At 61.7% G+C, this 22,628-nt stretch carries 27 protein-coding genes and 3 tRNA genes; 13 read left to right on the plus strand and 17 right to left on the minus strand.

The window, feature by feature from the left end; genetic code table 11:
- A partial coding sequence (locus HNQ71_RS00005; protein WP_131922527.1) for a GTP-binding protein occupies positions 1 to 95 on the minus strand: 95 nt, incomplete at its 3' end.
- Positions 96 to 389: 294 nt separating this feature from the next.
- Between HNQ71_RS00005 and HNQ71_RS00010 the strand changes: the two genes are divergently transcribed.
- Both HNQ71_RS00010 and HNQ71_RS00015 read left to right on the plus strand, forming a co-directional pair.
- Entirely contained in the window at positions 390 to 1,277 is an 888-nt protein-coding gene (locus HNQ71_RS00010) for a DMT family transporter (protein ID WP_184870613.1), read from the plus strand.
- A gap of 135 nt (positions 1,278 to 1,412) precedes the next feature.
- A complete protein-coding gene (locus HNQ71_RS00015) occupies positions 1,413 to 1,550 on the plus strand; it encodes a hypothetical protein (RefSeq protein ID WP_184872294.1) in 138 nt (45 codons plus the stop codon).
- Between the two features lie 112 nt (positions 1,551 to 1,662).
- Here the strand turns inward: HNQ71_RS00015 and HNQ71_RS00020 are convergent, their stop codons facing one another.
- A complete protein-coding gene (locus HNQ71_RS00020) occupies positions 1,663 to 1,917 on the minus strand; it encodes a GlsB/YeaQ/YmgE family stress response membrane protein (RefSeq protein ID WP_184870614.1) in 255 nt (84 codons plus the stop codon).
- A 130-nt stretch (positions 1,918 to 2,047) separates the two neighbouring features.
- Between HNQ71_RS00020 and HNQ71_RS00025 the strand changes: the two genes are divergently transcribed.
- Entirely contained in the window at positions 2,048 to 2,512 is a 465-nt protein-coding gene (locus tag HNQ71_RS00025; protein WP_184870615.1) for a YidB family protein, read from the plus strand.
- 211 nt (positions 2,513 to 2,723) lie between these two features.
- Here the strand turns inward: HNQ71_RS00025 and HNQ71_RS00030 are convergent, their stop codons facing one another.
- Positions 2,724 to 3,134 carry an ester cyclase gene (locus tag HNQ71_RS00030; protein WP_184870616.1) on the minus strand — a complete coding sequence of 137 codons (411 nt, stop codon included), beginning with the start codon at positions 3,132 to 3,134 and terminating at the stop codon, positions 2,724 to 2,726.
- Between the two features lie 157 nt (positions 3,135 to 3,291).
- On the opposite strand from HNQ71_RS00030, the gene HNQ71_RS00035 reads away from it, so the two are divergent.
- Positions 3,292 to 4,197, plus strand: coding sequence for a LysR family transcriptional regulator (locus tag HNQ71_RS00035; RefSeq protein WP_184870617.1), 906 nt, complete (start codon positions 3,292 to 3,294; stop codon positions 4,195 to 4,197).
- Positions 4,198 to 4,308: 111 nt separating this feature from the next.
- Here the strand turns inward: HNQ71_RS00035 and HNQ71_RS00040 are convergent.
- Positions 4,309 to 4,382 (minus strand) — tRNA-Gly (locus HNQ71_RS00040).
- A gap of 89 nt (positions 4,383 to 4,471) precedes the next feature.
- Positions 4,472 to 4,556 (minus strand) — tRNA-Tyr (locus tag HNQ71_RS00045).
- A gap of 198 nt (positions 4,557 to 4,754) precedes the next feature.
- On the opposite strand from HNQ71_RS00045, the gene HNQ71_RS00050 reads away from it, so the two are divergent.
- Complete coding sequence (locus HNQ71_RS00050) at positions 4,755 to 5,603, plus strand: TrmH family RNA methyltransferase (RefSeq protein WP_184870618.1); 849 nt, start codon at positions 4,755 to 4,757, stop codon at positions 5,601 to 5,603.
- Positions 5,604 to 5,733: 130 nt separating this feature from the next.
- Here the strand turns inward: HNQ71_RS00050 and HNQ71_RS00055 are convergent, their stop codons facing one another.
- From HNQ71_RS00055 to gcl, 3 genes are all read right to left on the minus strand, one after another.
- Entirely contained in the window at positions 5,734 to 6,651 is a 918-nt protein-coding gene (locus HNQ71_RS00055; RefSeq protein WP_184870619.1) for a 2-hydroxy-3-oxopropionate reductase, read from the minus strand.
- A 193-nt stretch (positions 6,652 to 6,844) separates the two neighbouring features.
- Entirely contained in the window at positions 6,845 to 7,642 is a 798-nt protein-coding gene (otnI, locus tag HNQ71_RS00060) for a 2-oxo-tetronate isomerase (RefSeq protein WP_184870620.1), read from the minus strand.
- Positions 7,643 to 7,804: 162 nt separating this feature from the next.
- Positions 7,805 to 9,586: a glyoxylate carboligase gene (gene gcl, locus HNQ71_RS00065; RefSeq protein ID WP_184870621.1), complete on the minus strand. Its 1,782-nt coding sequence runs from the start codon at positions 9,584 to 9,586 to the stop codon at positions 7,805 to 7,807.
- Positions 9,587 to 9,798: 212 nt separating this feature from the next.
- Between gcl and bhcR the strand changes: the two genes are divergently transcribed.
- Positions 9,799 to 10,620 carry an HTH-type transcriptional regulator BhcR gene (bhcR, locus tag HNQ71_RS00070; RefSeq protein ID WP_184870622.1) on the plus strand — a complete coding sequence of 274 codons (822 nt, stop codon included), beginning with the start codon at positions 9,799 to 9,801 and terminating at the stop codon, positions 10,618 to 10,620.
- 15 nt (positions 10,621 to 10,635) lie between these two features.
- On the opposite strand, the gene HNQ71_RS00075 is transcribed toward bhcR, so the two are convergent.
- The 4 genes from HNQ71_RS00075 to HNQ71_RS00090 all read right to left on the minus strand — a co-directional run bounded on the left by HNQ71_RS00075 (position 10,636) and on the right by HNQ71_RS00090 (position 12,167).
- Positions 10,636 to 10,899 (minus strand): hypothetical protein, encoded by a 264-nt coding sequence (locus tag HNQ71_RS00075; RefSeq protein WP_184870623.1) that lies wholly within the window; start codon positions 10,897 to 10,899, stop codon positions 10,636 to 10,638.
- A 133-nt stretch (positions 10,900 to 11,032) separates the two neighbouring features.
- Positions 11,033 to 11,335: a BA14K family protein gene (locus HNQ71_RS00080; protein WP_184870624.1), complete on the minus strand. Its 303-nt coding sequence runs from the start codon at positions 11,333 to 11,335 to the stop codon at positions 11,033 to 11,035.
- 257 nt (positions 11,336 to 11,592) lie between these two features.
- Positions 11,593 to 11,784 (minus strand): hypothetical protein, encoded by a 192-nt coding sequence (locus HNQ71_RS00085; RefSeq protein WP_184870625.1) that lies wholly within the window; start codon positions 11,782 to 11,784, stop codon positions 11,593 to 11,595.
- 215 nt (positions 11,785 to 11,999) lie between these two features.
- Positions 12,000 to 12,167, minus strand: a complete 168-nt coding sequence (locus HNQ71_RS00090) for a hypothetical protein (protein WP_184870626.1) — start codon at positions 12,165 to 12,167, stop codon at positions 12,000 to 12,002.
- A gap of 159 nt (positions 12,168 to 12,326) precedes the next feature.
- On the opposite strand from HNQ71_RS00090, the gene HNQ71_RS00095 reads away from it, so the two are divergent.
- Positions 12,327 to 12,402 (plus strand) — tRNA-Thr (locus tag HNQ71_RS00095).
- Positions 12,403 to 12,581: 179 nt separating this feature from the next.
- On the plus strand, positions 12,582 to 12,944 hold the full coding sequence (locus HNQ71_RS00100) for a hypothetical protein (RefSeq protein ID WP_184870627.1): 363 nt from the start codon (positions 12,582 to 12,584) through the stop codon (positions 12,942 to 12,944).
- A gap of 319 nt (positions 12,945 to 13,263) precedes the next feature.
- Here the strand turns inward: HNQ71_RS00100 and HNQ71_RS00105 are convergent, their stop codons facing one another.
- Positions 13,264 to 13,830 carry a DUF2569 family protein gene (locus tag HNQ71_RS00105; RefSeq protein ID WP_184870628.1) on the minus strand — a complete coding sequence of 189 codons (567 nt, stop codon included), beginning with the start codon at positions 13,828 to 13,830 and terminating at the stop codon, positions 13,264 to 13,266.
- A gap of 113 nt (positions 13,831 to 13,943) precedes the next feature.
- Positions 13,944 to 14,558 (minus strand): TetR/AcrR family transcriptional regulator, encoded by a 615-nt coding sequence (locus HNQ71_RS00110; RefSeq protein ID WP_184870629.1) that lies wholly within the window; start codon positions 14,556 to 14,558, stop codon positions 13,944 to 13,946.
- Positions 14,559 to 14,649: 91 nt separating this feature from the next.
- Here HNQ71_RS00110 and HNQ71_RS00115 point away from each other — a divergent pair, with 91 nt between their 5' ends.
- The 5 genes from HNQ71_RS00115 to HNQ71_RS00135 are packed head-to-tail and all read left to right on the plus strand — an operon-like array spanning position 14,650 to position 19,228.
- Positions 14,650 to 15,741, plus strand: a complete 1,092-nt coding sequence (locus HNQ71_RS00115; protein ID WP_184870630.1) for a polyamine ABC transporter substrate-binding protein — start codon at positions 14,650 to 14,652, stop codon at positions 15,739 to 15,741.
- A 13-nt stretch (positions 15,742 to 15,754) separates the two neighbouring features.
- On the plus strand, positions 15,755 to 16,621 hold the full coding sequence (locus tag HNQ71_RS00120; RefSeq protein ID WP_184870631.1) for an ABC transporter permease: 867 nt from the start codon (positions 15,755 to 15,757) through the stop codon (positions 16,619 to 16,621).
- 1 nt (position 16,622) lies between these two features.
- The gene (locus HNQ71_RS00125; RefSeq protein WP_184872180.1) at positions 16,623 to 17,405 is read left to right on the plus strand and encodes an ABC transporter permease; all 783 of its coding nucleotides are present in this window, start codon (positions 16,623 to 16,625) and stop codon (positions 17,403 to 17,405) included.
- Entirely contained in the window at positions 17,402 to 18,466 is a 1,065-nt protein-coding gene (locus HNQ71_RS00130) for an ABC transporter ATP-binding protein (protein WP_184870632.1), read from the plus strand. The genes HNQ71_RS00125 and HNQ71_RS00130 overlap by 4 nt, the downstream gene beginning before the upstream one ends.
- A 3-nt stretch (positions 18,467 to 18,469) precedes the next feature.
- A complete protein-coding gene (locus HNQ71_RS00135) occupies positions 18,470 to 19,228 on the plus strand; it encodes an MBL fold metallo-hydrolase (RefSeq protein ID WP_184870633.1) in 759 nt (252 codons plus the stop codon).
- Positions 19,229 to 19,236: 8 nt separating this feature from the next.
- On the opposite strand, the gene HNQ71_RS00140 is transcribed toward HNQ71_RS00135, so the two are convergent.
- From HNQ71_RS00140 to HNQ71_RS00150, 3 genes are all read right to left on the minus strand, one after another.
- On the minus strand, positions 19,237 to 19,941 hold the full coding sequence (locus HNQ71_RS00140) for a TetR/AcrR family transcriptional regulator (protein ID WP_184870634.1): 705 nt from the start codon (positions 19,939 to 19,941) through the stop codon (positions 19,237 to 19,239).
- Positions 19,942 to 20,051: 110 nt separating this feature from the next.
- Positions 20,052 to 21,479 carry an amidase gene (locus HNQ71_RS00145; protein WP_184870635.1) on the minus strand — a complete coding sequence of 476 codons (1,428 nt, stop codon included), beginning with the start codon at positions 21,477 to 21,479 and terminating at the stop codon, positions 20,052 to 20,054.
- An 89-nt stretch (positions 21,480 to 21,568) separates the two neighbouring features.
- Positions 21,569 to 22,603, minus strand: a complete 1,035-nt coding sequence (locus HNQ71_RS00150) for an extracellular solute-binding protein (RefSeq protein ID WP_184870636.1) — start codon at positions 22,601 to 22,603, stop codon at positions 21,569 to 21,571.
- Positions 22,604 to 22,628 lie beyond the last annotated feature (25 nt).

The following is a 22,628-nucleotide window of genomic DNA, read 5'->3' on the forward strand; positions in this document are numbered from 1 at the left end:
ATCGCCGCCGTCAGCGACGTCTTGCCATGGTCAACGTGACCAATCGTGCCGATGTTCACATGAGGCTTGTTACGCTCGAATTTACCTTTTGCCATAGTCTCTTTCCTTGGACGGCCTGGACCTTCAGTTCAGTCGAATGCGGGGCGATTAGCGACAAAGGCCAAAAAACACAAGCGTCTTTTGGCCGGGTGCCGTCTCACTCAGTCCGAACCATTGATCCGATTGCGGGGATATGGCGCTGATATAGGAAGGGACGAGACGAAATGAAATGGGTAGCAGGCGGATCGATCGAAGCCGCCACGGCGCTCGCTTGCCTGCCCATCCGTGTCTGATTCACCGACGGTTCATGGCCCATTGCGGTCGCCATCTAGGTCTGATTTCTTCGCCGGATGCATTTCATTCCGACCGCCATCCGCGGCCCCCTGTTCATGATCGTCTCGACCGGGTCGTATCTCGTCAACGATACGATGATGAAACTCGCAACGTCGGGCCTGCCGTCCTACGAAGTGCTGTTCCTGCGCGGTGCGGCGGCAACGCTCTGGGATTTCCCGCTGTTGTTCGCGTTGGGCTACGGCAGGCAGATTCCGCTGATCTTCGACAGGCACGTGCTGCGCAGGAACCTGCTCGAGCTGGCGGCGATCCTCTGCTACGTGGTGGCGCTCGCCAACATGCAGATTGCGGATTCGACAGCACTCGGTCAGATCACGCCACTGTTGATGCTGGTCGGCTCCTCGATCCTGTTCGGCGAGCGGATCGGCGGCCAACGGATGGCGCTGATCGGGCTCGGCTTCATCGGCGCGCTGATGGTGGCGCAACCGACCATGCAAGGCATTTCGGTCTACGCCTTGCTGGCGCTCGGCAACGCGACGCTGTCGGCGGCACGCGACCTTGCCGGCCGGCGGGTTACGGCAGAGGTGCCAGGGATGATCGTGGCGATCTCCGCCGTCGTGGTGGTGCTGATCGGCTCCGGTGCCGCGCATCTGGTTTCCGAACGCTGGGTCATGCCCGAGGCACGCCATCTGCTGCTGATGGCAGGCGCCGGATTTTTCCTGATCTTCGGCCACTTTTTCATCTTCATGGCCTACCGCGTCGGGCCGACCAGTGCGGTGGCGCCGTTCTACTATTGCTTCACCGTCTGGGCGGTCATTTCGGGCTTGCTGGTATTCGGGCAATTCCCCAATGCGCTGGCGGTTTGTGGCATCCTGCTGGTTGTGGGCAGCGGACTCGCCATCGTCTCGCTGGACCAGCGCAAGCGCCGACTGACCGTCGTCGCCTAGGCCCGCCCAAGCAGGCCACGCGGGCGATCACCCGCGTCTCTCCGCGCGCTGTTGCCGAGCGGAAAAAGATCGTCTAATCGGCGAAGACCGTGCAATCCAGGACGCCATGATCAATCAGCCAAGGGAGTTTCCCCCATGACGGATTTTGACCAGAACAAGAACTCCGACGCCGAGCACAAGGCCGCCATCCGCAAGTCAATCATCGGCTGGACGGTGTTCATCGCGGGAACGCTGATCTTTTTCGCCGCAGCCGACGCAGTGCTGATGCCATAGGCAAGCTGTTGCGTGCGGCCCGAAGCCGGTACTCAGCGAATTTCGAAATTTCAGATGATCGGGCAGCGCCTACAGTGGTTCTGAAACGCAGAACCGCTCTACCTCTTTGTTTTTACGCCCGTCTTCCGCTGAACTGGTGGTAGGCCCACAGCACGACCACCGCGCCGATCACGGCGACGATCAGGCTGTAGATGTTGAGGCCGGTGACGCCGGACGCGCCGAAGGCGCTGAAGATCAGGCCGCCGACAACGGCGCCGACGATGCCGAGCACGATGTCCATCAAAATGCCCTGGCCGCTCTTGTTGACGATCTTGCTGCCCAGGAAGCCGGCGATGACGCCGAGTATGATCCAGCTGATGATTGACATTTTTTCCTCTCCATCCACCCGCCGGCCGAACATTTTCATAGGATTGTCAAAAGCTCAAGCCAACTTGAAATTCCGCCCGCATGCCCCATTGTTGAGGAAGGGTTGGGCTGGTCGCTATGGAGGATCCACTATGGGACTTTTTGACAACGCCGTTCCCGGCGGCAACATCACCAAACCGTTGATGATCGCGCTTGGCGCGCTGCTGGTCGGAAAAATGCTGAGCGGCAGAAATGCTGAACAACCGGACCAGACCGAGACCCCGGCCCCGACCGGACCCGCTTCCACCGGAACGACCTCCGCCGACGGCGGCCTGCTCGGTGGACTAGGCGGCCTGCTCGACAAGCTTAGGGATGCCGGCCACGGCAATGTCGCCGACTCGTGGGTCGGCACCGGGCAGAACCAGTCGATCAATGCCAATGATCTCGGCGCCGCACTCGGGCCGCAGGTCATTCACGAGATCGCGCAACGGACGGGGATGGACGAACAGGAACTGCTCAAGCAGCTGTCCACGGCCTTGCCCGGCGTCATCGACAAGCTGACGCCGAACGGCCAGGTACCGCAGCAGCACCAGGTTGCGTCCGCGTTCAACAGCTAGCGCGGCTCAGACATCTGCACAGCTGGAGCGCTACGCGGCTTTTCGCGCGGTGTTTCGGCTGGCAGATCGCAGGGATGTGAGTCTGGAGCGGGTAGAGGGAATCCGTACATGAGGATCGCGTTCGTTTTCATCGGCATAACTCTGATTTCGGCCTCCGGAAACGCCCCCGCCTAGCTCACCCTCTCGATCGCAGGAGGGCATGCACCACTCGTCACATGGGTGCGGCACCGATTTGTTGCAGAAGCCCCAACAAGTCCGGCTGCCCACGTTCGCCTACGATCTGTCCATTGGACCAGTGATAGAAATTCATCGCCTGGAAGGCGATTTTCTTTCCCGTGGGTGGAACGCCGAAGAAGCTCCCTTGATGTGTGCCTCTCATAGTGAAGCGCGCGGCAACGTTGCCCCCCTCGGTGATCGTCTCCTCAAGAGTCCACTGGATGTCAGGAAAACCGCCGCGCATCATCCCGATGACCTCGAGATAGCCGGCCGGTCCGGTCACCGGCTCGGGACGACCGGGAACGTGGAATATTGCTTGTGGCGAGATGAGTTCCTCAGCGAGCTTTTCGCTCGCCGTGTTGATGAACTCGACGAACCGCTGCATGAGGCGCTTGCTGTCTTCCATGTCTGTTCTCTCTGGGTAAGCGAGTGGCGAGAAATTAGGAAATGTTGAACAATTGAGCGGCGGCCACGCTGGCCGGAGGGTTGAACCCTCCAGACGTAATATCGGGCAAGTCGCATATTGACGGAATGGGGGCCGTCGAGCGAATAATACGGACGAAATGTCCGCAATTAGCAATCTCGAATCAATGAGCGGCCTGGTGGCGTTCGTCGCCTCGGTCGAGACCGGCGGCTTCGCCGCAGCGGGCCGGCGTCTTGGTGTGTCTGCTTCGGCGGTCGGCAAGGCCGTTGCTCGCCTGGAGGCTCGGCTTGGTGTCAGGCTTCTCCACCGTACGACCCGCTCCATCGCGGTGACCGGTGAAGGCAATCTTCTTTTTGAACGCGCGACGCGCATCATCGAAGATGTTCAGGAAGCCGAGAATGCGATCGCCGAGACACGCACCTTCCCGCGCGGACTACTGAAGGTGAGCATACCGGCGGCCATGGGACGCCGCATTATCGTTCCAGCGCTCGATCAATTCATCTCGGCCTATCCCAAGGTTATTCTCGACGTCAGTCTGGACGATCGGATGGTGGATATCGTGGAAGGGGGTTTTGACCTTGTCCTGCGCACAGGTGACCTTCAAGACTCTCGGTTGATTGCGCGAAAGCTCGCGCCACATCGGTTCGTCACCTGCGGGTCCCCCGCCTATCTCGAAAGACGGGGAGCACCACAGACGCCCGATGACGTACCCGCCCACACCTGTCTGCGTCTCCGGTTTCCTACGACGGGCCGGCTGGAATATTGGGCCTTCAAAGGATGGAAGGCTCCTGGGCGCCCGCCGAATGGGCCTGTGTTCAACGATATCGAGGCCGTAGCCCTGGCTGCTATCGCCGGCCTCGGTCTTGCCCAATTGCCCCACTATCTGGCGGCGCGTGCCATCGCGGATGGACGTCTTCGTACCGTGCTCGCCGATTATGCGGTCAGTCGGGGCGACATTTGGCTCATACGACCTCCTGCGAGTTCAGAAAGTCCGCGCGTCCGCGTGTTCGCGACATTTTTGACCAAGTTGATTGAATCGATCTGAAACCGTTGGATCGAGATCGCAGTTCGACGGATACATTCCATCCGCAAGATTCCGGCGAAACCTCGGCTGAAGCAATAAGTGGCTGTCCGGATTGCTAGAAATTCCGAGGCTTGGAGCGGGTAGCGGGAATCGAACCCGCATATTCAGCTTGGAAGGCTGCTGCTCTACCACTGAGCTATACCCGCGCCTTGCACTGAAGTACCGGATTCCCCGGAAAAGCGCCATGCACTTTTCGGTCCGATGCTTTCGCGTTTCAGGGCTTCCGGGCCGGCAGTGGTGGAGAGGGTTGGATTCGAACCAACGTAGGCTAAGCCAACGGATTTACAGTCCGTCCCCTTTAACCACTCGGGCACCTCTCCAGTCTGCCGCCGGAGCCATGCAACGAGGCATTCACGCCAATCCGGACCCGAGTTAAGTCTTCTCCGAAACCAGCGAAGCGCCTTATGGCGGCAAGGCCATTGGGTGTCAACCGCGCAACCGGCGTTTTTCGATGTTGTTCGCCGGCTGCGGCGACGAGCCATATCCTTGGCCTGAGGAGACCGCTATAGAAGCCGGCCATGAGCGACAAAACCAACACCCCCAAAGACACCCATTACGCCAAGCTGCGCCGCGCCTATCGCGACGAGAAAAGCGGCGGCGCACCGGCGTTCAGGCCCCGGCAGCCGGTTCCACCGGGCGAACATGCCGCGGACGGACTGGTGCGGCTCTATGGCCTGCACACGGTGCGGGCGGCGCTCGACAATCCGCGCCGCAAGATCAGAAAGATGCTGGTCACGCGCAATGCGGCCGAACGCCTGGAAATCGCCGATATCGCCGCCCTGCCCTTCAAGGTGGACCTGGTCGAACCCAGGGATATCGACAAGATCACCGGCTCGGACGCCGTGCATCAGGGCGTGTTGATCGAGGCCGAGCCGCTGAAGCCGAAGCGGCTTGACGCACTTGGCGATGCAAGGCTGGTGCTGGTGCTCGACCGGGTCACCGATCCGCACAATGTCGGCGCCATCCTGCGCTCGGCGGTTGCCTTCGGCGCCGGCGCGCTGATCACCACGGCCCGCCACAGCCCGCAGGAATCGGGCGTGCTGGCGAAATCGGCCTCAGGCGCGCTGGAGCATATCGACCAGATCGAGGTGAAGAACCTGGCCGACGCGCTTGGCCAGTTGCACGAGGCCGGGTTCCAGACCATCGGCCTCGATTCGGACGGGCCGGCGGAGCTCGAAACGAGTTTTGCAGGTGACAGAATAGCGCTGGTGCTCGGCGCCGAGGGCAAGGGCCTGCGCCAGAAGACGCGCGATACCGTGACGACGCTGGCGCGGCTCGACATGCCCGGCGCGATCCGTTCGCTCAATGTGTCAAACGCCGCGGCGATCAGCCTCTATGCGGCGCGGGCATTTTTGAAGCGCGGTTGAGCCTCACGCGACAGTACGCGTTCGGCGAAACATCCCGAATACGAAACGGGCTCCGGCGATGGACGCAGGAGCCCGCTCTTCGACAGGCACGAGTTGGCGACTTGGGAACGTTGCGCCGCCCTCTCCTGACCTATGCCGCTTTGCCTTTGACGTCGGCTGCGTTGTCGCCGACCTCGAAATTGGCCATCCGCTCCAGCGCCCTGACCAGCGCCGAGTGATCCTCCTTGGCGCCGCCATTGGCGGCGCAGGAATTGAACAGCTGCTGCGTGGTCGAGGTGTTGGGCAGCGAAACGCCGAGTGCTTTTGCCCCTTCCAGCGCCAGGTTGAGGTCCTTCTGGTGCAGTTCGATGCGGAAGCCCGGCGCGAAGGTGCGCTTGACCATGCGCTCGCCATGCACTTCGAGAATGCGCGAGGCCGCCAGCCCGCCCATCAGCGCTTGCCTGACCTTGGCCGGATCGGCACCGGCTTTCGATGCAAAAACAAGCGCTTCGGCGACAGCTTCAATGGTCAGCGCGACGACGATCTGGTTGGCCACCTTGGTGGTCTGGCCAACGCCGTTCGGCCCGACCAGGGTGATGTTCTTGCCCATCTTCTCGAACACCGGCCTGGCGCGCTCGAACGCCTTGTCCTCGCCGCCGACCATGATGGTCAGCGATGCCGCCTTGGCGCCGACTTCGCCGCCCGAAACCGGCGCATCGAGATAGTCGCAGCCGAGTTCGTTGATCTTCCTGGCGAACACCTTGGTCTCGATCGGCGAGATCGAGCTCATGTCGATCACCAGCTTGCCCTTGGTCAGGCCGGACGCGACGCCGTTGTCGCCGAACAGCACATCGGCGACCTGTGGTGTGTCAGGCACCATGGTGACGATGATGTCGGCCGCCTTGGCCACGGCGGCATGGCCCGAGACTGACTTCAGCCCCTTGGCGACGAGGTCAGCCGGCGGCTTCGAGCGATGGTCACTGGCGATGACCGTATAACCGGCATCCAGCAGATGCCCCGCCATCGGCGCGCCCATGATGCCGAGACCGATGAAGCCGATGGTTTCCATTGTTTTTCTCCGAAAGTGTTGTCCGAACTCATCGAAGGCTGGCGCTGCCCCTCATCCGCCTGCCGGCACCTTCTCCCCGTATAGTGACGGGGAGAAGGGAAGTGCTCCAGCGCTGGCGACCCCCTCTCCCCGTCTCTATACGGGGAGAGGGTAAGGGTGAGGGGCGGCGCAAGCGTTGCACAGTTTCTGGCGCTCAAGCCGCAGCACTTCCCTGTCCGGCCAGTTCCCTGAACCAATCCAGCCCAGCCTCCGTGCCGGCCTTCGGCTTGTATTCCGCGCCGATCCAGCCGGCATAGCCGATGCGGTCGATATGCTCGTAGAGGAAGGGATAGTTGATCTCGCCCGTCCCCGGCTCGTGACGGCCGGGATTGTCCGCAAGCTGGATATGCGCGATGCGGCCGAGGTTTGCCTCGATGGTACGGGCGAGATCCCCCTCCATGATCTGCATGTGATAGATGTCGTATTGCAGGAACAGGTTCTTCGAGCCGATACGGTCGATCAGCGCCAGCGCCTGGTCGGAATAGTTTAGGAAGAAGCCGGGGATATCGAGCGTATTGATCGGCTCGATCAGCAGTCGGATGCCGGCCTGCTCCAGTTTCTCCGCCGCAAAGGCCAGGTTTTCGGCAAAGACGTCCTCCAGCACCTTGCGGTCGGCGCCCGCGGGCGCGATGCCGGCAAGGCAATTGACCTGCTGGCAGCCGAGTGCCTGCGCGTAGGTGATCGCCTTGGCGATGCCCTGGCGGAATTCCGGCACGCGATCCGGCAGCACGGCAATGCCGCGTTCGCCCTTGCCCCAATCGCCCAGCGGCAGATTGAACAGAACCTGCGTCAGGCCGTTTTTCTTCAGCCGGGCGGCGACCACCTCAGGCGCGTGATCGTAGGGGCCGATATATTCGACGCCCTTGAAGCCCGCGCGGGCAGCAGCATCGAAGCGGTCGAGGAACTCATGCTCGCCAAAGAGCATCGAAAGATTGGCTGAGAAACGCGGCATTCTTTTTGTCCTTCTTCCTTGGGTGCGTTGAGATTCAGGTCAGGCCGAGTCGAAAACGGTGGGTTCCGAGAACCGGAGCGGAGCGTACTTTTGGGTACGTGAGCACCGGAAGCGCAGGGAACCGCCGTTTGCAGGCCGGCATCACCTGAATATCAACATACCCTAATCCAGCATCACGATCGCTGTCGGCGCGTCTTCCTGATGTTCGGCAAGGTCCTCGAATTCGGTGATCTTGTCGATCTCGGTGCCCATGGAGATGTTGGTGACGCGCTCGAGGATGAATTCGAGCACGACCGGAACCTGGTGCTCCTTCATCAGCCGCTGTGCTTCCTTGAAGGCGGCGGCGAATTCCTCGGGCTTGCGCACCCTGATCGCCTTGCAGCCCATCGCCTCGGCGACGGCAACGTGGTCGACGCCGTAGCCGGCCTCGGGATCGCCCGAGCGGTTGATGTTCTCGAAGGCGAGATTGACCTCGAAATCCATCGAGAAGCCGCGTTGCGCCTGGCGGATCAACCCGAGATAGGCGTTGTTCACGACGACATGGAGATAGGGCAGCTTGTGCTGTGCACCGACCGCCAGTTCCTCGATCATGAACTGGAAATCATAGTCGCCCGACAGCGCCACGATGGTTCGGTCGGGATCGGCGGCGCGAACGCCAAGGGCTGCCGGCAAGGTCCAGCCGAGCGGGCCGGCCTGGCCGCAATTGATCCAGTTGCGCGGCTTGTAGACATGCAGGAATTGCGCCCCGGCGATCTGCGACAGGCCAATCGTGGTGACGTAGGTGACGTCGCGGCCGAACGCCTTGTTCATCTCCTCATAGACACGCTGCGGCTTCAGCGGCACCTGGTCGAAATGCGTCTTGCGCTTCATCGTCTTCTTGCGACCCTGGCATTCCTTGGCCCAGCCGGACCAGTCGCGCAGTTTGCCTGCCGTCTTCCACTCCGTGGCGACGTCGAGCAGCACCTTCAGTGCCGCGCCCGCATCCGAGACGACGCCAAGATCCGGCGCGAAGACACGGCCGATTTGCGTGGGCTCGATGTCGACATGGATGAACTTCTTGCCCTTTGTGTAGACGTCGACCGAGCCGGTGTGGCGGTTGGCCCAGCGATTGCCGATGCCGAAGACGAAGTCTGCCTCCAGCATCGTCGCATTGCCGTAGCGATGCGAGGTCTGCAGCCCGCACATGCCGGCCATCAGCCGGTGGTCGTCGGGGATCGCGCCCCAGCCCATCAGGGTCGGGATGACCGGCACGCCTGAAATCTCGGCGAATTCGATGAGCAGATCCGATGCATCGGCATTGATAATGCCGCCGCCGGCGACGATCAGCGGCTTTTCGGCCGCGTTGAGCATCGCCAGCGCCATTTCGGCCTGCGCGCGCGTCATTGCCGGCTTGAACGGCGTCAACGGCTCATAGGCATCGATGTCGAATTCGATCTCTGCCAGTTGCACATCGACCGGCAGGTCGATCAGCACCGGGCCTGGCCGCGACGAGCGCATCAGGTGGAATGCCTTCTGCAGCGTCATTGGCACCAGATAGGGTTCCATGACGGTGACCGCCCATTTGGCGACCGGCGCGGCGATGGCAGCGATGTCGACGGCCTGGAAATCCTCCTTGTTCAGCCGTGCACGCGGCGCCTGGCCGGTGATGCACAGGATCGGGATGGAATCCGCCGCGGCCGAATAGAGCCCGGTGATCATATCGGTGCCGGCCGGGCCCGATGTGCCGATGCACAGGCCGATATTGCCAGCCTTGGCGCGGGTAAAACCTTCCGCCATGTGCGAGGCGCCCTCGACGTGGCGGGCCAGGACATGACGGATCGTCCCCCTCGCCTTCAGGGCCGAATAGAGCGGGTTGATCGCCGCGCCCGGCACGCCGAAAGCGCAGGAAATGCCTTCCTTTTCGAGAACGAGAACCGCAGCATCGACAGCGCGCATCCTGGCCATTTTCGGCCCTCCACAGGGTTTGTCATTGTTGGATGGTTGAGAATGTCACCAAGCCGGCTATTTTTCAATTTTTTCAGAATATTTTTTCATTTCTAAGAAACGGCAGTTAGACAATGAATTTGAATGGCTTTTCGTTTTCCACCGATTTCACGATCTCGCACAATGAAAAACTTTTTCATTGCCTATTGCGCCGAATTGCAGACAATGCGGTCATGGAAACCACCGAAAAACGCCAGCGCGGCCGGCCGCGCGCCTTCAATGGGCCATCAGAGCCGACTTCAGTCCAGTCGCTCGACCGGGCACTGCGCATCCTGGCCATTGTCGCTGAGGGCAGCGGCCTGTCGCTAAGCGAGATATCAGCGCAAAGCGGCCTTGCGGCCTCGACCGCCTACCGCATGCTGACGACGCTCGAAAACCACGGCATGGTCGAATTCGACACCAGCGACCAGCTGTGGTCGATCGGCGTCGAGACCTATCGAATGGGCGCGGCGTTCCTGCGCCGCCGCAAGCTGGTCGACCGCGCCCGAATCGTCATGCAGCAGCTGATGGAAAGGACCGGCGAGACCGCCAATCTCGGGGTCGCCGAGGATGATTGCGTGGTCTTTGTCAGCCAGGTCGAGACACACCAGGCGATCCGCGCCTTTTTCCGGCCGGGCACGCGAAGCCCGTTCCATGCGTCCGGCATCGGCAAGGCGGTGCTGGCGCATCTCGAGCCGGAGCGTGTCGGCACCATCCTGCGCAAGGCCGGGCTGCAGCGCTTCACCGACAGGACGCTTTCCGACATTTCCGCCCTTGCCCACGACCTGGCAACGATCAAACGGCGTGGCTGGTCGGTGGACGACGAGGAGCGGCACCCCGGCATGCGCTGCGTGGCGGCCGCCATCTTCAACGAATTCGGCGAGCCGATCGGTGGTGTCTCGGTGTCGGGGCCGACGGTGCGGGTGACGCAGGAGCGGCTGGCCGAGATCGGGCCGCTGGTGCGCGATGCCGCAGCCGAGGTGACCAGGATGATCGGCGGCGTTATCTCAGCCTGATGCGGCGCGGGAGGTTCAACGCCGCGAGAAGGCCAATCGGGCAAAGAACAGGCAAACAAGCAGACAGCCGATGGTGAACATGCCCCACACCAGCCCGGCCTGTTCAAGAAAAACTTCGCCGCTTTCGGAATCGTAGCAGCGGCCAAGTTCATTGAAGCAATCCCGCCACAACCAGTAGCGGTCATGCCAAGCCAGCGCGAACAGCAGCGCGCCGGCTCCCGTGGCGATAGCGAGAACGGCACAAATTGCTTTCTTCATAGGATCGTTGTCCCGCCGCAATATCTCGAAATCATGGCCTCGGTACCCGGCCGGGATCCGATCCCATCCCCCTCCCCCCGAACATCTTGCGCACAGCAAAAAGAGGAGCGGCGGGGGCGCCCCTCTTTGCAGTTAATTGAGACGCCACCTCCTCTCAGAGCCGGCAGTAGTGACGGTAGCCGTCGTAGCCGACATAAGTGTCGGAATCCGGATCGTAGCTTGCGTAGCGGTCGTAGCAGCGGCGGACGTGCCACGAACCGCCGTCTTCGTCGACATAGACGGTGTGGGGCTGCTGGGCGAGCAGGGTGCCCAGGACAAAGCCGCCAACGCCGGCGGCGATGCCGATACCGAGGTCGTGGTGATGCGAATGCGCGGCCGAGGGCTGGACGGTGCCGACCAGCATGGTGGCGGCGACGGTGGTGGCGATGAGGCCGGAAACGAGTGTGCGCGTGAACATGATGATCTCCTTGCTTCGTTGAACGAGGCGATCCATCCGCCTCTTGATCATCTGTCGTGACGGCAAGGAAAAAGGTTCGAAACTTTTTTCGATTTTCCTGGAACCGCAGAAATTAACCAGTGTGGAGGCCTGCCGGAGCGACGCCTGTGCGTATCGCGGAAGTCTGGACCTTAGTGTCCGGGCCGGGTCTCGGCGATCTCAGGCGCATAACGCAAAAAGGGCGGCCGAAGCCGCCCTTTGGGGAATTGGGTCCTCCATCAAAGGAAAATGATCACCTGGCCATGGTGGTGGTGATGATGATGGTTGTGGTGCCACCACCAATGCTCGAAATGCCTGAAATGATGATGATGATGCATGCCGTGGGCTGACGACGTGCCGACGGTGCCGGCGAGTGCGCCGGTGGCGACGAAAATGGCAACGAGGCCTGACATAAGACTGCGCTTGAACATGATGATCTCCTGGATCCTTGATCGAGGCGACCCATTCGCCTCCGACCATCAGTCGGCGCGGTGCAGCAAAAGGTTCGAAAGGTTTCGGAGTTTTGTTCGGCGGGGCTGGAAGCGAGCGAATAGCGAGTAGCGAGTAGCGAAAGGTAAATACAACAGCTGCACACGCCAGCTGGATCATTCGCTATTCGCTACTCCCTATTCGCTACTCACCCGGTTCACCCCATGCTGGTGATATGGCGAAGCCAGATGGCGAGCGCGATGAAGCCGATGATGGTGGTGACGCCGGTCCAGTCGATATTGGCCTTCTTAACATCGCTGATGATTTTCACCAGCAGCATCCAGACCACGAAGATGATGGGGAGAATGATGACAAACCTGATCATGCGACACCCCTGCTCGAAGCGATTGCACCGTCCAGATATGTAGGAAGAGATTTGGCGGTTTTCAGGGTGCCCCTCGGGGCAGCCCAGACGACATGCCGGGTAACCGAAAATGGAGTTTTGTCTTTACTGGCGCAACAAATATGCTAACCGGAGCGCCGTGCCCTTGTAGCTCAGCTGGTAGAGCAGCGGTTTTGTAAACCGAAGGTCGGCGGTTCGATTCCGTCCGGGGGCACCAGTTTCCCGACAATCTGTCAATTCATTCAACAACTTTAGGGCCTTAGGCAACTTTCAGCGCTTTGCTCCGCTCTTGCAGCAGCACCTCGATCAAGGCCTGCGCCCCATTGGTGGCCCGACTTGTGGCGTGTAGTCCACGTGCCAATGTGGCCCGCCGGTTGCATCGCCTTCCAGGATGACATGCGCACCCCAATTTTGCAGCGCGCGCTGCACTTCGGCTTGCTCGTGGGGATTTCCACGTGGAATGGAAATATCGCGGGCGCGGTCATCCAGATGGTTGCTAACCGTAGCCCCGCGTCCGCGGGCTTGGCGTATTATCTGTTCGAACGCGTCGGTGGTTTGAGATCGGGAAGCGCGAGGATGTTGAACGACCCACGCGTCCATCTCGGTAATATGCTGGGCTTGACGATATACCCTCAGGAACTGCGCCCGGTTCGAAAGCCGCCGATCCGCCATCAATTCGGCTTGTCGGCGGACTGTCCGCACTCCGCCGGTTGCATGTATGGCCATGTGGGGAAATTGGCGCTGGAGTTCTCGAATTAGCCCCGCAAGGGTCGTCGGTGGCGAGACACGTTCCCACGTTTCGAGGCTCGGCCGTTGAACACCATGTCGAATATGGCCGCTGCCAAAATCGGGACGAACGTCAACCCGCGCACGGGTCGACCCGCCATGGAGTAGAGTTCCCGAAATTCTAAGCATTGATGAAATGGCAGCGCGGTTTGACTGCTGCTTATGCTAGCATTTTGCGACGGGATCAGCGAGCGGTTTAACACCGGATTCTCCTCGACCGCGCCGTCCAGGGGACCAGTTCCAATCAGGAACAATCGAGAGCGCTCACGCTCCTATGCGAATTGCGCTGCTTCTATGCCGCGTTCGCGACCTGGGCGGATGCTTTCACTCTCGTGAACGTGTTGCGCACCCTGACCGACCTGTAGACGTAGGCGACCCAGAGTCCGGCGAGGACAAACCAGCCTATGGACGCAGCAAGCGCCTCCTCGCTGACCACCTGCCCAACCGGGACGCCGAGAATCGTGGAAATCCAGATCGCGTCCAGAATGAATACCACCGGGATTGCAATCCATTGGGCTAGGAAGAGCTGCTTGAACCGTAGGCTCCGCCTCAGCATGGCAACAAGCACCACGATTTGAAGCACCATAAATGCCAGCAGCAGCACAACCTCGCCGTAGACCACCATGGGTCCGTTCGACACCAGCATGAGCTGGCTGTAGCCATCGCTCGAGGATCCCAAGCTAGCGAGCGTGCGCAACGGCGACAAGGCCTGGCCGATCGCAAGAAGCATCAGCCACCCTCCGAATCCGACGAGCTCCTCCGGATTTTTTACGGGCTTGTATGCAGATCGAACCGCAAAGAAGGCGGGAACACCGATGAACAACAGAACTATTGCCCAATGCCAGATGGAAAATTGCATTCACCCCTCCCCCTAGAAATGCACTCTTGGGTTGTAGCAGGTTTTAGATTCGACTCAAGGGGGTTGAGCCGCGGCTTGGTCCAAAAATCGATTCTGCTGCCTGTTCCTGACAATCAGACTGCAATCGCCGCCACCAGAATTCGGTTCTGCCGGCGTATCGCGGCGCGCAATTCCGATATCCTCGCCTCGTCGCGTTTCACGAACTCGATGAACATCATGTTCATGTTGTTGAAGATCAGTTCGCCGAGTGCGGCCCCGTCGATGTCCTGCCGTACCAGGCCGAGAGCCTGCAGTCGGGCGATCAGCGCGCGGATCTGCTCGGTCAGTGAACGGTCGAGCGCGGTGTAGGCCTGGCCGAACGGGCTGTCGGGCAGTTGCGTCGAGATCGCCATTGCCTGCCGCCACATCTCCTTGCTGAGATAGTGCAGCGAATGCTCGATGTAGATGCCGATCAACGTGTCCAGCGCGTCGCCGACATTGGCCGGCGGCTTGGCGACGACGCCTTGCCCGGCATTCAATACCTCGTTGACTTCCAGCGAGACGATGGCGCCGAGGATGTCGCCCTTGTTCTGGTAGTAGTTGTAGATGGTGCCGACCGAGACCTCGGCCTGTGCGGCGATCGCCTCGATCTTGGCGCCTTCATAACCGGCCTCACGGAAAAGCTCTGCCGCCGCCTCGATGATGCGTCTGTGCCGGTCCGCCTTTTGCCTTGCCCGCAATCCGCTCATATCAGCCTCTTGCCACGGAAACAGAATTGACTCAATTTTAGAATTGGTTCAATTTTTTGCAAGAAGCCACGAAGGCAAGGGAGAACACTCGATGTCCGCAAAATCCGCATCCAGGAATCCGCTTTCCATCCTGAAGAGCCATTTGCACGCCGCATGCGCCGCCACGGCACTGCTGCTCGGCGGCGGCAGCGTCGCGCAAGGCGCCGATCTCAACGCGCTGATCTGGTGCGATCATTCCGATCCAGCACTTCTGCAGCCCTTCGAGGAGGCCAACAACGTCAAGGTCAACGTCAAGGAATTCGAGGGCACCGGCGCCGGGCTCGCCATCGTCGAGCAGTCGCAACCGGGCGACTGGGACGTGATGGTGATCGACAGCATCGACGTGCCGCGCGGCGTCGAAAAGGGCCTGTTCGAACCGCTGCCCGACGACAAACTGCCCCTGGCCGACATGTTTCCGCAGGTGAAGATGGATGGCTCCACGGTGGTCGGCGGCAAGCGCTACGGCATCACGGAAAAGTTCGGCTACAACACGATCGGCTATAACAAGAACAAGGTCGATCCGGCCGACATGCAGTCGATGGCGGCGCTGACCAGCGACAAATACAAGGGCAAGGTCGCCATCTACGATTATTATCTGCCGGTCATCGGCATGGCCGCACTCGCCATCGGCAAGAAGACGGCTGAGCTGACCGAAGCCGACCTGCCCGCCCTCAAAGACGAGCTTCTCAAGATGAAGGCCAATGCCAAGCTGGTCGGCGAGGTGACCGCCAGCCAGACGGCGCTGGCGACCGGCGAGGTCGATATCCTGGTTGGCGGCGGCGAATGGGTGACGGCGGGGCTGGCCAAGGAGAACCCGGCGCTGGACTTCTCCATTCCCAAGGAAGGTGCGGTACTGTGGTCGCAGTCGCTGGCCATGTTCAAGGATTCCAAGAACAAGGACATGGCGCTGAAATTCATCCAGTACATCATGAGCCCGGAGGGCCAGGCGCGGCTCGCCACCTCATCCTGCTACTGGGGCATGCCGGCAAACACCAAGGCGGCGCTGACCGACGACCAGAAGAAGATCCTGCGCTTCGACGAACAGCCGGGCTTCCTAGCCCGCGCCCAGGCCTACCCAGCGCCGAACGCCGACCTCGACAAGAAGATGCAGGACATGTGGACCGAAATGCTGCAGGCGAAGTGAGCGGCCGCGGCTGATGAACTCAGTTGGTAACATCGGGCGTGCCCTGCCCCGGGCGGGCCGTGCCCTGCCCTGGGCGCTGGTGACGCCGGCGCTCGGCTGGACGCTGTTGTTCTTCGTGCTGCCTTTCACCGCCATGGGGCTGTCCAGCCTGACGGCGCATGACGGCGGCGGTTTCACGGCGTCGAACTACAGCGAGTTCTTCACCAACCCTTCCTACTGGCAGGCGATGGTGAATTCGCTCGAGGTGACCGCGATCGTCACCGTCGTCTCGGTGCTGCTCGCCTACCCCTTCGCCTGGATCCTGGCCGAACAGGTGCCGGAACGCTGGCAACGGCTGGCGTTGATGCTGGCCGTGCTGCCGTTCTGGACCTCCTATGTCGTGCGCTCCTATTCCTGGCTGCTGGTGCTGGCGCAGAACGGCGTCATCAACCGCGCGCTGACCGGCATCGGTGTGGTTGCCGAGCCACTACAACTCGCCAACACGCGCTTCGCCACCGTCACCGGCTTCGTGCATTTCTTCGTCATGCTTTTAACGCTGACGATCTTCGCCAATCTGAAGCAGTTGAGCCCGAGCTATCGCAAGGCCGCGGCCGATCTCGGCGCCGGGCCAGTGCGCACCTTCCTTCATGTCGTCCTGCCGCTGACCTTGCCCGGCATCATGGTCGGCGCCTTCCTCACCTTCGTGCTGTGCATCGGCGACTACATCACGCCGCAGATCCTGGGCGGCAACAACGAGCTTCTGATGCCGCAGCTGGTGATGATGCAGATCGGCCGCCGGGGCGACTTTCCGCTGGCGTCGGCGCTGTCGATCATCCTGATGGCGGTCGTCACCATTGCTTACCTCGCCTGCGCCCGCTGGCTGAAGATCGAGCGTGCCTGAGATGCGCCGGATTGTCCGCATCGCTTCCTGGCTCTACGCCCTTGCCGTCTATGGCTTCATCTTCCTGCCGGTGGTCGTGCTGGTGCTGTTCTCGCTGCAGGCAACCTCCTTTCCGATCCCGCCCTTCACCGGCCCGTCGCTGCGCTGGTACGACGCGGTGCTCAGCGACACACGGCTGACCTCGGCGCTGCTCAATTCGCTGCTGGTGGCTTCCATCTCGTCGCTGGCTGCCGTCGCGCTCGGCTTCCTCTCCGCCTGGGGCTTTGCCCGCTTTGTCCTGCCGGGCTCCGGCCTGCTGCGCGGGCTGATCACGCTACCCCTGACGGTCAGCTATCTCATCATCGGCATGGGACTGCTGGTGCTGTTCAACTGGGCCGGCGTGCCGAAATCGCTGCTTGCCGCCGGCATCGGCCATGTCGTGATCAACCTGCCGCTGTGCTTTGCCATCATCTACAGCCAGATGGGCGACCACCAGATCAACATCGAACGCGCCGCGCGCGACCTCGGCGCGCCGGAATGGAAGGTGCTGCTGCTGATCACCGTGCCGGTGATGGCACCGGCCATCTTCGCCGGATTCTTCCTGTCGATGACCTTCTCCTGGGACGAGTTCGTCATCTCCTTCCTTTTGACCCGCTTCGACACGACCTTGCCGGTCGAGATATGGAACCTGCTGCGTTCCGGCCTCAATCCCAAGACCAACGCCGTCGGCTCGCTGGTCTTTGCCGTCTCGATCGTGCTGGTCGTGCTGTTCGAACTGACATTGCTGCGCAGGAGAAAAGCATGACCGCGCCTTTGGTCGACATAGACTCGGTCTCGCATCGCTTCGGCCAGCAGACGGTACTCAAGAACGTTTCGCTCAAGATCGAACCCGGCAGCTACACAATCCTGCTCGGCCCGTCAGGCTCGGGCAAGACGACGCTGCTGTCCATTCTCGGCGGCTTCGTCACCCCGAGCGAAGGCAAAGTGTTCATACGCGGTGTGGACTGCACCTCGGTGCCGCCGGCCAAGCGCCCGACGACGACGGTGTTCCAGGATTACGCGCTCTTTCCGCATATGAGCGTCGGCAGCAATGTCGGCTTCGGCCTGCGCATGCAGGGCGTCGATGGCGCGACGCGGGCCGCACGGGCGCGCGAGGCGCTGGCGCTGGTTGGACTGGCCTCTTCCTTCGACAAGAAACCGCACCAGCTCTCCGGCGGCCAGCGGCAGCGCGTGGCGCTGGCGCGTGCGCTGGTGATCGAACCGGCGGTGCTTTTGCTCGACGAGCCGCTCGGCGCGCTCGATCTGAAATTGCGCCGCCAGATGCAGGACGAGTTGAAGGCGATCCAGAAGCGCGTCGGCACCGCCTTCATCCACGTCACGCACGACCAGGAAGAGGCGATGGCGCTGGCGGACCACTGCGTGGTGATGAATGACGGGCGCATCGAGGACGAAGGGCCGCCTGAACGCGTGTATGCCAGGCCGGCGACGCGCTTTTCCGCCACCTTCATGGGCGAAAGCACGATCCTGGCCGGCACCGTCACGGAGGCCAGCGACAGGACAAGCACTGTCGCGACGCCGGTCGGGCCGGTTTCACTGCCGAGCGCCCTGCCTCAGGGCTCGGCTGTCGGCCTCGCCATACGGCCGGAGCATCTCGTCTTGGGCGCGGCCGGCGGCGGTGTCAGGCTTGGCAGCGCCGAGGTCAGCGACGTCGTCTTCCAGGGCAGCTTCAAGCGCGTGCTCGCGGTTTCCGTCGAAGACCCTTCGCTGCAGTTCATCGCCAGGCTTCCGGCCTCAGCGGCAGTCCAGCCGGGCGACACGGTTGCGGTTTCCTGCGATACCGACCAGATCATCCTCTTGACGGATTAAAACATGGGCACGCTTCCGGTCATCGGCGCTCCAGACTGGTATGAGACCATCCGCATGAGCGATGGCGTGACGCTGATCCATGAGCCGTGGATCAAGCCGTTCTTCCGCTGCAACATGTGGCATGTGCGCGGCCGCGACCGTGATCTCCTGTTCGACACCGGTCTCGGCCATTTCAGCCTCAGGCGCCATGTTCCGCTGGTGACGGAGCGAATGCTGACCTGCGTCGCCAGCCATACGCATTTCGATCATATCGGCTGCCACCACGAATTTCCCGACCGCTGCGTGCACGCGGCCGAGGCGGAAATCCTCGCCGATCCGCGCAACGAATGGACGGCTGCCGGCACCTATGCGACCGACGAGATGTTCGACGGTATGCCGCAAGGTTGGAACACGGCGAACTACCGCGTCCTACCTGCACCGGCCGACCGTCTGCTCGCGCATGGCGATGTCGTCGATCTCGGCGACCGTGCCTTCGAGGTGATCCACACGCCCGGCCATTCGCCCGGCGGCATCGCGCTCTACGAGAAGAAGACCGGCATCCTGCTTTCCGGCGACATCATCTATGACGGCCCGCTGATCGACGACGTCTACCACTCCAATGTTTCCGACTACATGGAGACACTGCTCGGCATGCGCGAGCTCGATGTCGCGGTCGTGCATGGCGGCCATTTTCCGAGCTTCGGCAAGGTGCGCTACCGCCAGCTTGTCGACGAATATCTGGCGCAGAAGCGGCAGGCCGGCTGCCATCTGCGGCAGCCCTAGGAAACGAGTTAGCGCATCAATTCGAAGTGGCGCGGAAACGACTGGTGCAGCAGCATCAGCATCGTCTTTCTCAGCACATCGGAATTGCCCGCCGGTGGGTTGAGGTGATCCCATATCCATGCGCCATGGACGAGATAGTTGAGGCTTTCAGCCAGCGTGTCTGGGTCGACATCGGTGTAGCCGCCGCTGCGCTTGATTTCGATGAGCAGGTCGCGCGCCTCGGCATTGTAGCTGAGATCGCTGGGCAGGCCGATCTCGTTGTAGATCTGCATGCTCTTGCGGTCGCTGGAGAACACGACAAAGACCGAGACCCATTTCGGGTGCTGCCGCGCGAATCTTTGCGCGCATTCGACCGCGCCCATCAGCCGCTCGACCGGCGACAGACCGGGCACGCGCACCAGCGTTGCCCACAATTCATCGTACTGATCGCTGAGATACTGCAGCACGGCGCGAAACAGGTTCTCCTTGCTGCGAAAGTGGAAAACCACCAGTGCGTTGGAGGACCCGACATGCTCGGCGATGCGCTGCATGGTGACGCTCGCCAGGCCTTCGTCGGCGATGAGATCGATGGTGGCGTCGATGATGCGCTGGATGCTGGCTTCGCCGCGCTCGCGCCGGCGATCCCTGGGAGCCGGCTCGAGCCGCTCGTCGCCACCCTCTGCGACCATTGCCCTGGGTGTCCTCTGTGCGGCGGCTGCCTTGCGTTGCGCCATTCCTGTCCAGCCTTTCAAACCTTGCGGCGGAGCTTTCCAGCCCCGCACGCCGGCTCACCATAACCGAAGCGAAATATCAAGCACCAGCGCGGCAACGGCCACATGGCTGGTCACAGCGACGGTCGCGTTTCGGTGTTTGTGTACCACTGGCCCTGAGCCGTCTCATAGGCCAGCGCCGCCCGGAAGACATCGGCGTCGCAATAGGTGCGGCCGACAATCTGGATGCCGGTCGGCACGCCATTCGTCGCGCGGCCCGACGGCATGGACAGAGCCGGGCAACGGCTCAGCATGTTGAATGGCGTCGTCATCACCCAGCCAAGCGACGGGTTCACCGGCTTTCCGTTGATCTCGACGGTGTCACTGGTGTGGTCGAACTCCGCCGGCACCGCGGGAAGCGCGTTGGTCGGGCAGATCAGCACATCATATGTCTCCAGCAGCGGCCCGAGCGTCTGGTACATCCTGGCCGCCACGTCGAGGGTAGCGACAAAGTCCGTGGCCTTCGACTTTTGCCCATCTTCGGCAAATTGCCGGGCATAGCTGGTCATATCCTTGCCGTGCTGCTTGAGCAGTTGCGCCAGCGAGGCACCGAAGAGGTGCTCCAGATAGGCAATGCCGGCCTTAAGCACCTCGTCGCCCCAGCCCAGATCGACCTCCTCGACGGTGGCGCCAAGTGAGCGGAACACGTCGCAGGCGGCGAGTGTGTTTTTGCGCACCTCGGCATCCACTTCGAAGGAGCCGAGGTCCATCGAGAAAGCAATTTTCCAGCCCTTGATCGGCTTGTAGTCGAGCGGCAGGCGCAATTTCGGGCGCAGCGTGGCGATGTCGAGCGGGCTCGGTCCCGCCATGACATTCTGCAGCAGGATCGCATCCCCGACGTTTCGCGCCAGCGGGCCAGTGTGGCAGTAGAAGTCGAGATTGAACGGCGGCTCGTCCGGGTTGCGGCCATAAGGCGGCTTGAAGCCGACGAGACCGCAAGCCGACGCCGGAATGCGGATCGACCCGGCAATGTCCGAACCGGTGGCGATCGCCGATGTGCCCGAGGCCAGCGTTGCCGCCGCACCGCCGGACGAACCACCCGGCGTGAAGTCGGGGTTCCACGGATTGCGCGTGACGCCCCAGCGCCTCGACCAGGTGTAGCCGGCGCAGCTGAATTCCGGCGTTGCCGTGCGCGCATGGACGATGCCTCCGGCCTTGATGATGCGCTCGTTCATCGTCGAGGTGTGGACGCCAATGGCATCCTTCGACAGCAGCGAGCCGTGCGATGTCGGCTTGCCCTTGATGTAGCTCTCGTCCTTGATGCCGATCGGCAGGCCCTCGAGCGCGCCGGTCCTCGCGCCCCTGGCGTATTTCGCTTCGGCTTTCTTGGCCAGTTCCATCGCCTCGTCGAAATGCGTGAAGGTGAAGCAGTTGATTGCCGACCTGGTGGTTTCGGCGCGGTCAATGGTCGCCTGCATCAATTCGACGGGCGAAAGTTTCTTCGCCTTGAACAGCCGCAGCGCCTCGCTGGCCGGCATGTAGCAAAGGTCGAGATCAGTCATGGGAAGTCTCCTGCGATCGCCGGATCGCGCTTGGCATGGACGGGAGGAGGCCGCGCCGCGATATCGCGGCGCGAGAAGCCCAGGTCGGGCTATCTCTGGAGGTCGGTCCAGATTTTCGTGTAGAGCGCCTGCACTTCAGGCGGACAGGCCGGCATGAACTGTCCCTTGGCAGCGAATTCCGCCGGAACGTTCACTTCCGGCGCGTTCTTCATGTCGTCGGGCATGAAGGCTTCCGAGCCCTTGATGCCGTTGGAATAGCGCGCGAAGGCCGAGATCAGTGCGGCGTTCTGCGGGTCCATGATGAAGTTCTGGAAGAGCTTGGCGTTCTCGACGTTCCTGGCGTCCTTGAGGACGGCGACGTTGTCCATCCAGATCGGGTAGCCCTCCTTGGGATAGCCATAGACGATCTTGTCGTTCTGCAGCCGCTGGCGAAGCGATATGCCGTTCCAGTTGACGCCGGCGGCGATGTCGCCCTTGCCGAGGCCGTCGACGGCGCCATAGTCGAAGGACAGCCATTTCGCCTTGGCCTCGACCAGCTTGTCGCGCACCTTCTTCAGCAGAACTTTGTCGTCGGTGCAGTATTGGCCGCCTTCGTAGGCGATGGCGAGGAACATGACGTCGCCCATTTCGGGAACGACATTGATCTTGCCGACGAGCTCGGGCGGCGGATCGAGGAAGATCGCGGACGTGTTCACGTCGCCGGAATAGACCGACTTGTTCACCGACACGCCTGTCGTGCCCCACTGCCACGGCACCGTGTATTTACGACCCGGATCGAAGGGGACATCGACCCATTTGGGATCGACGTTTTTGAAATTCTCCATCTGGTCCGGGCGGGATTCAAGCAGCAACCCTTCGCTGATCCAGATCGGGACGACGCTTGCCGACGGCACGACGATGTCGAAACCGGCACCGCCCTGGCGGATCTTGGCGAGTGCTGTGTCGTTGGAATCGAAGTCGGTGACGGTGACCTTGACCTGGTAGGTCTCCTCGAATTTCTTGATGAGATCGGGGTTGGTGTAGTTACCCCAATTGTAGATGTTGAGTTCACCCTCGGCGCGGGCGGCACCCGTCACGGCCAGCAGCGACAGCCCGATCGCCGTCGCGGTCAGTTTCCAGTTCATGCTCCATGCTCCCATTGTTGGGACC

The organism is Mesorhizobium sangaii (assembly GCF_014207355.1).
Classification (GTDB): Bacteria; Pseudomonadota; Alphaproteobacteria; order Rhizobiales; family Rhizobiaceae; genus Mesorhizobium; species Mesorhizobium sangaii.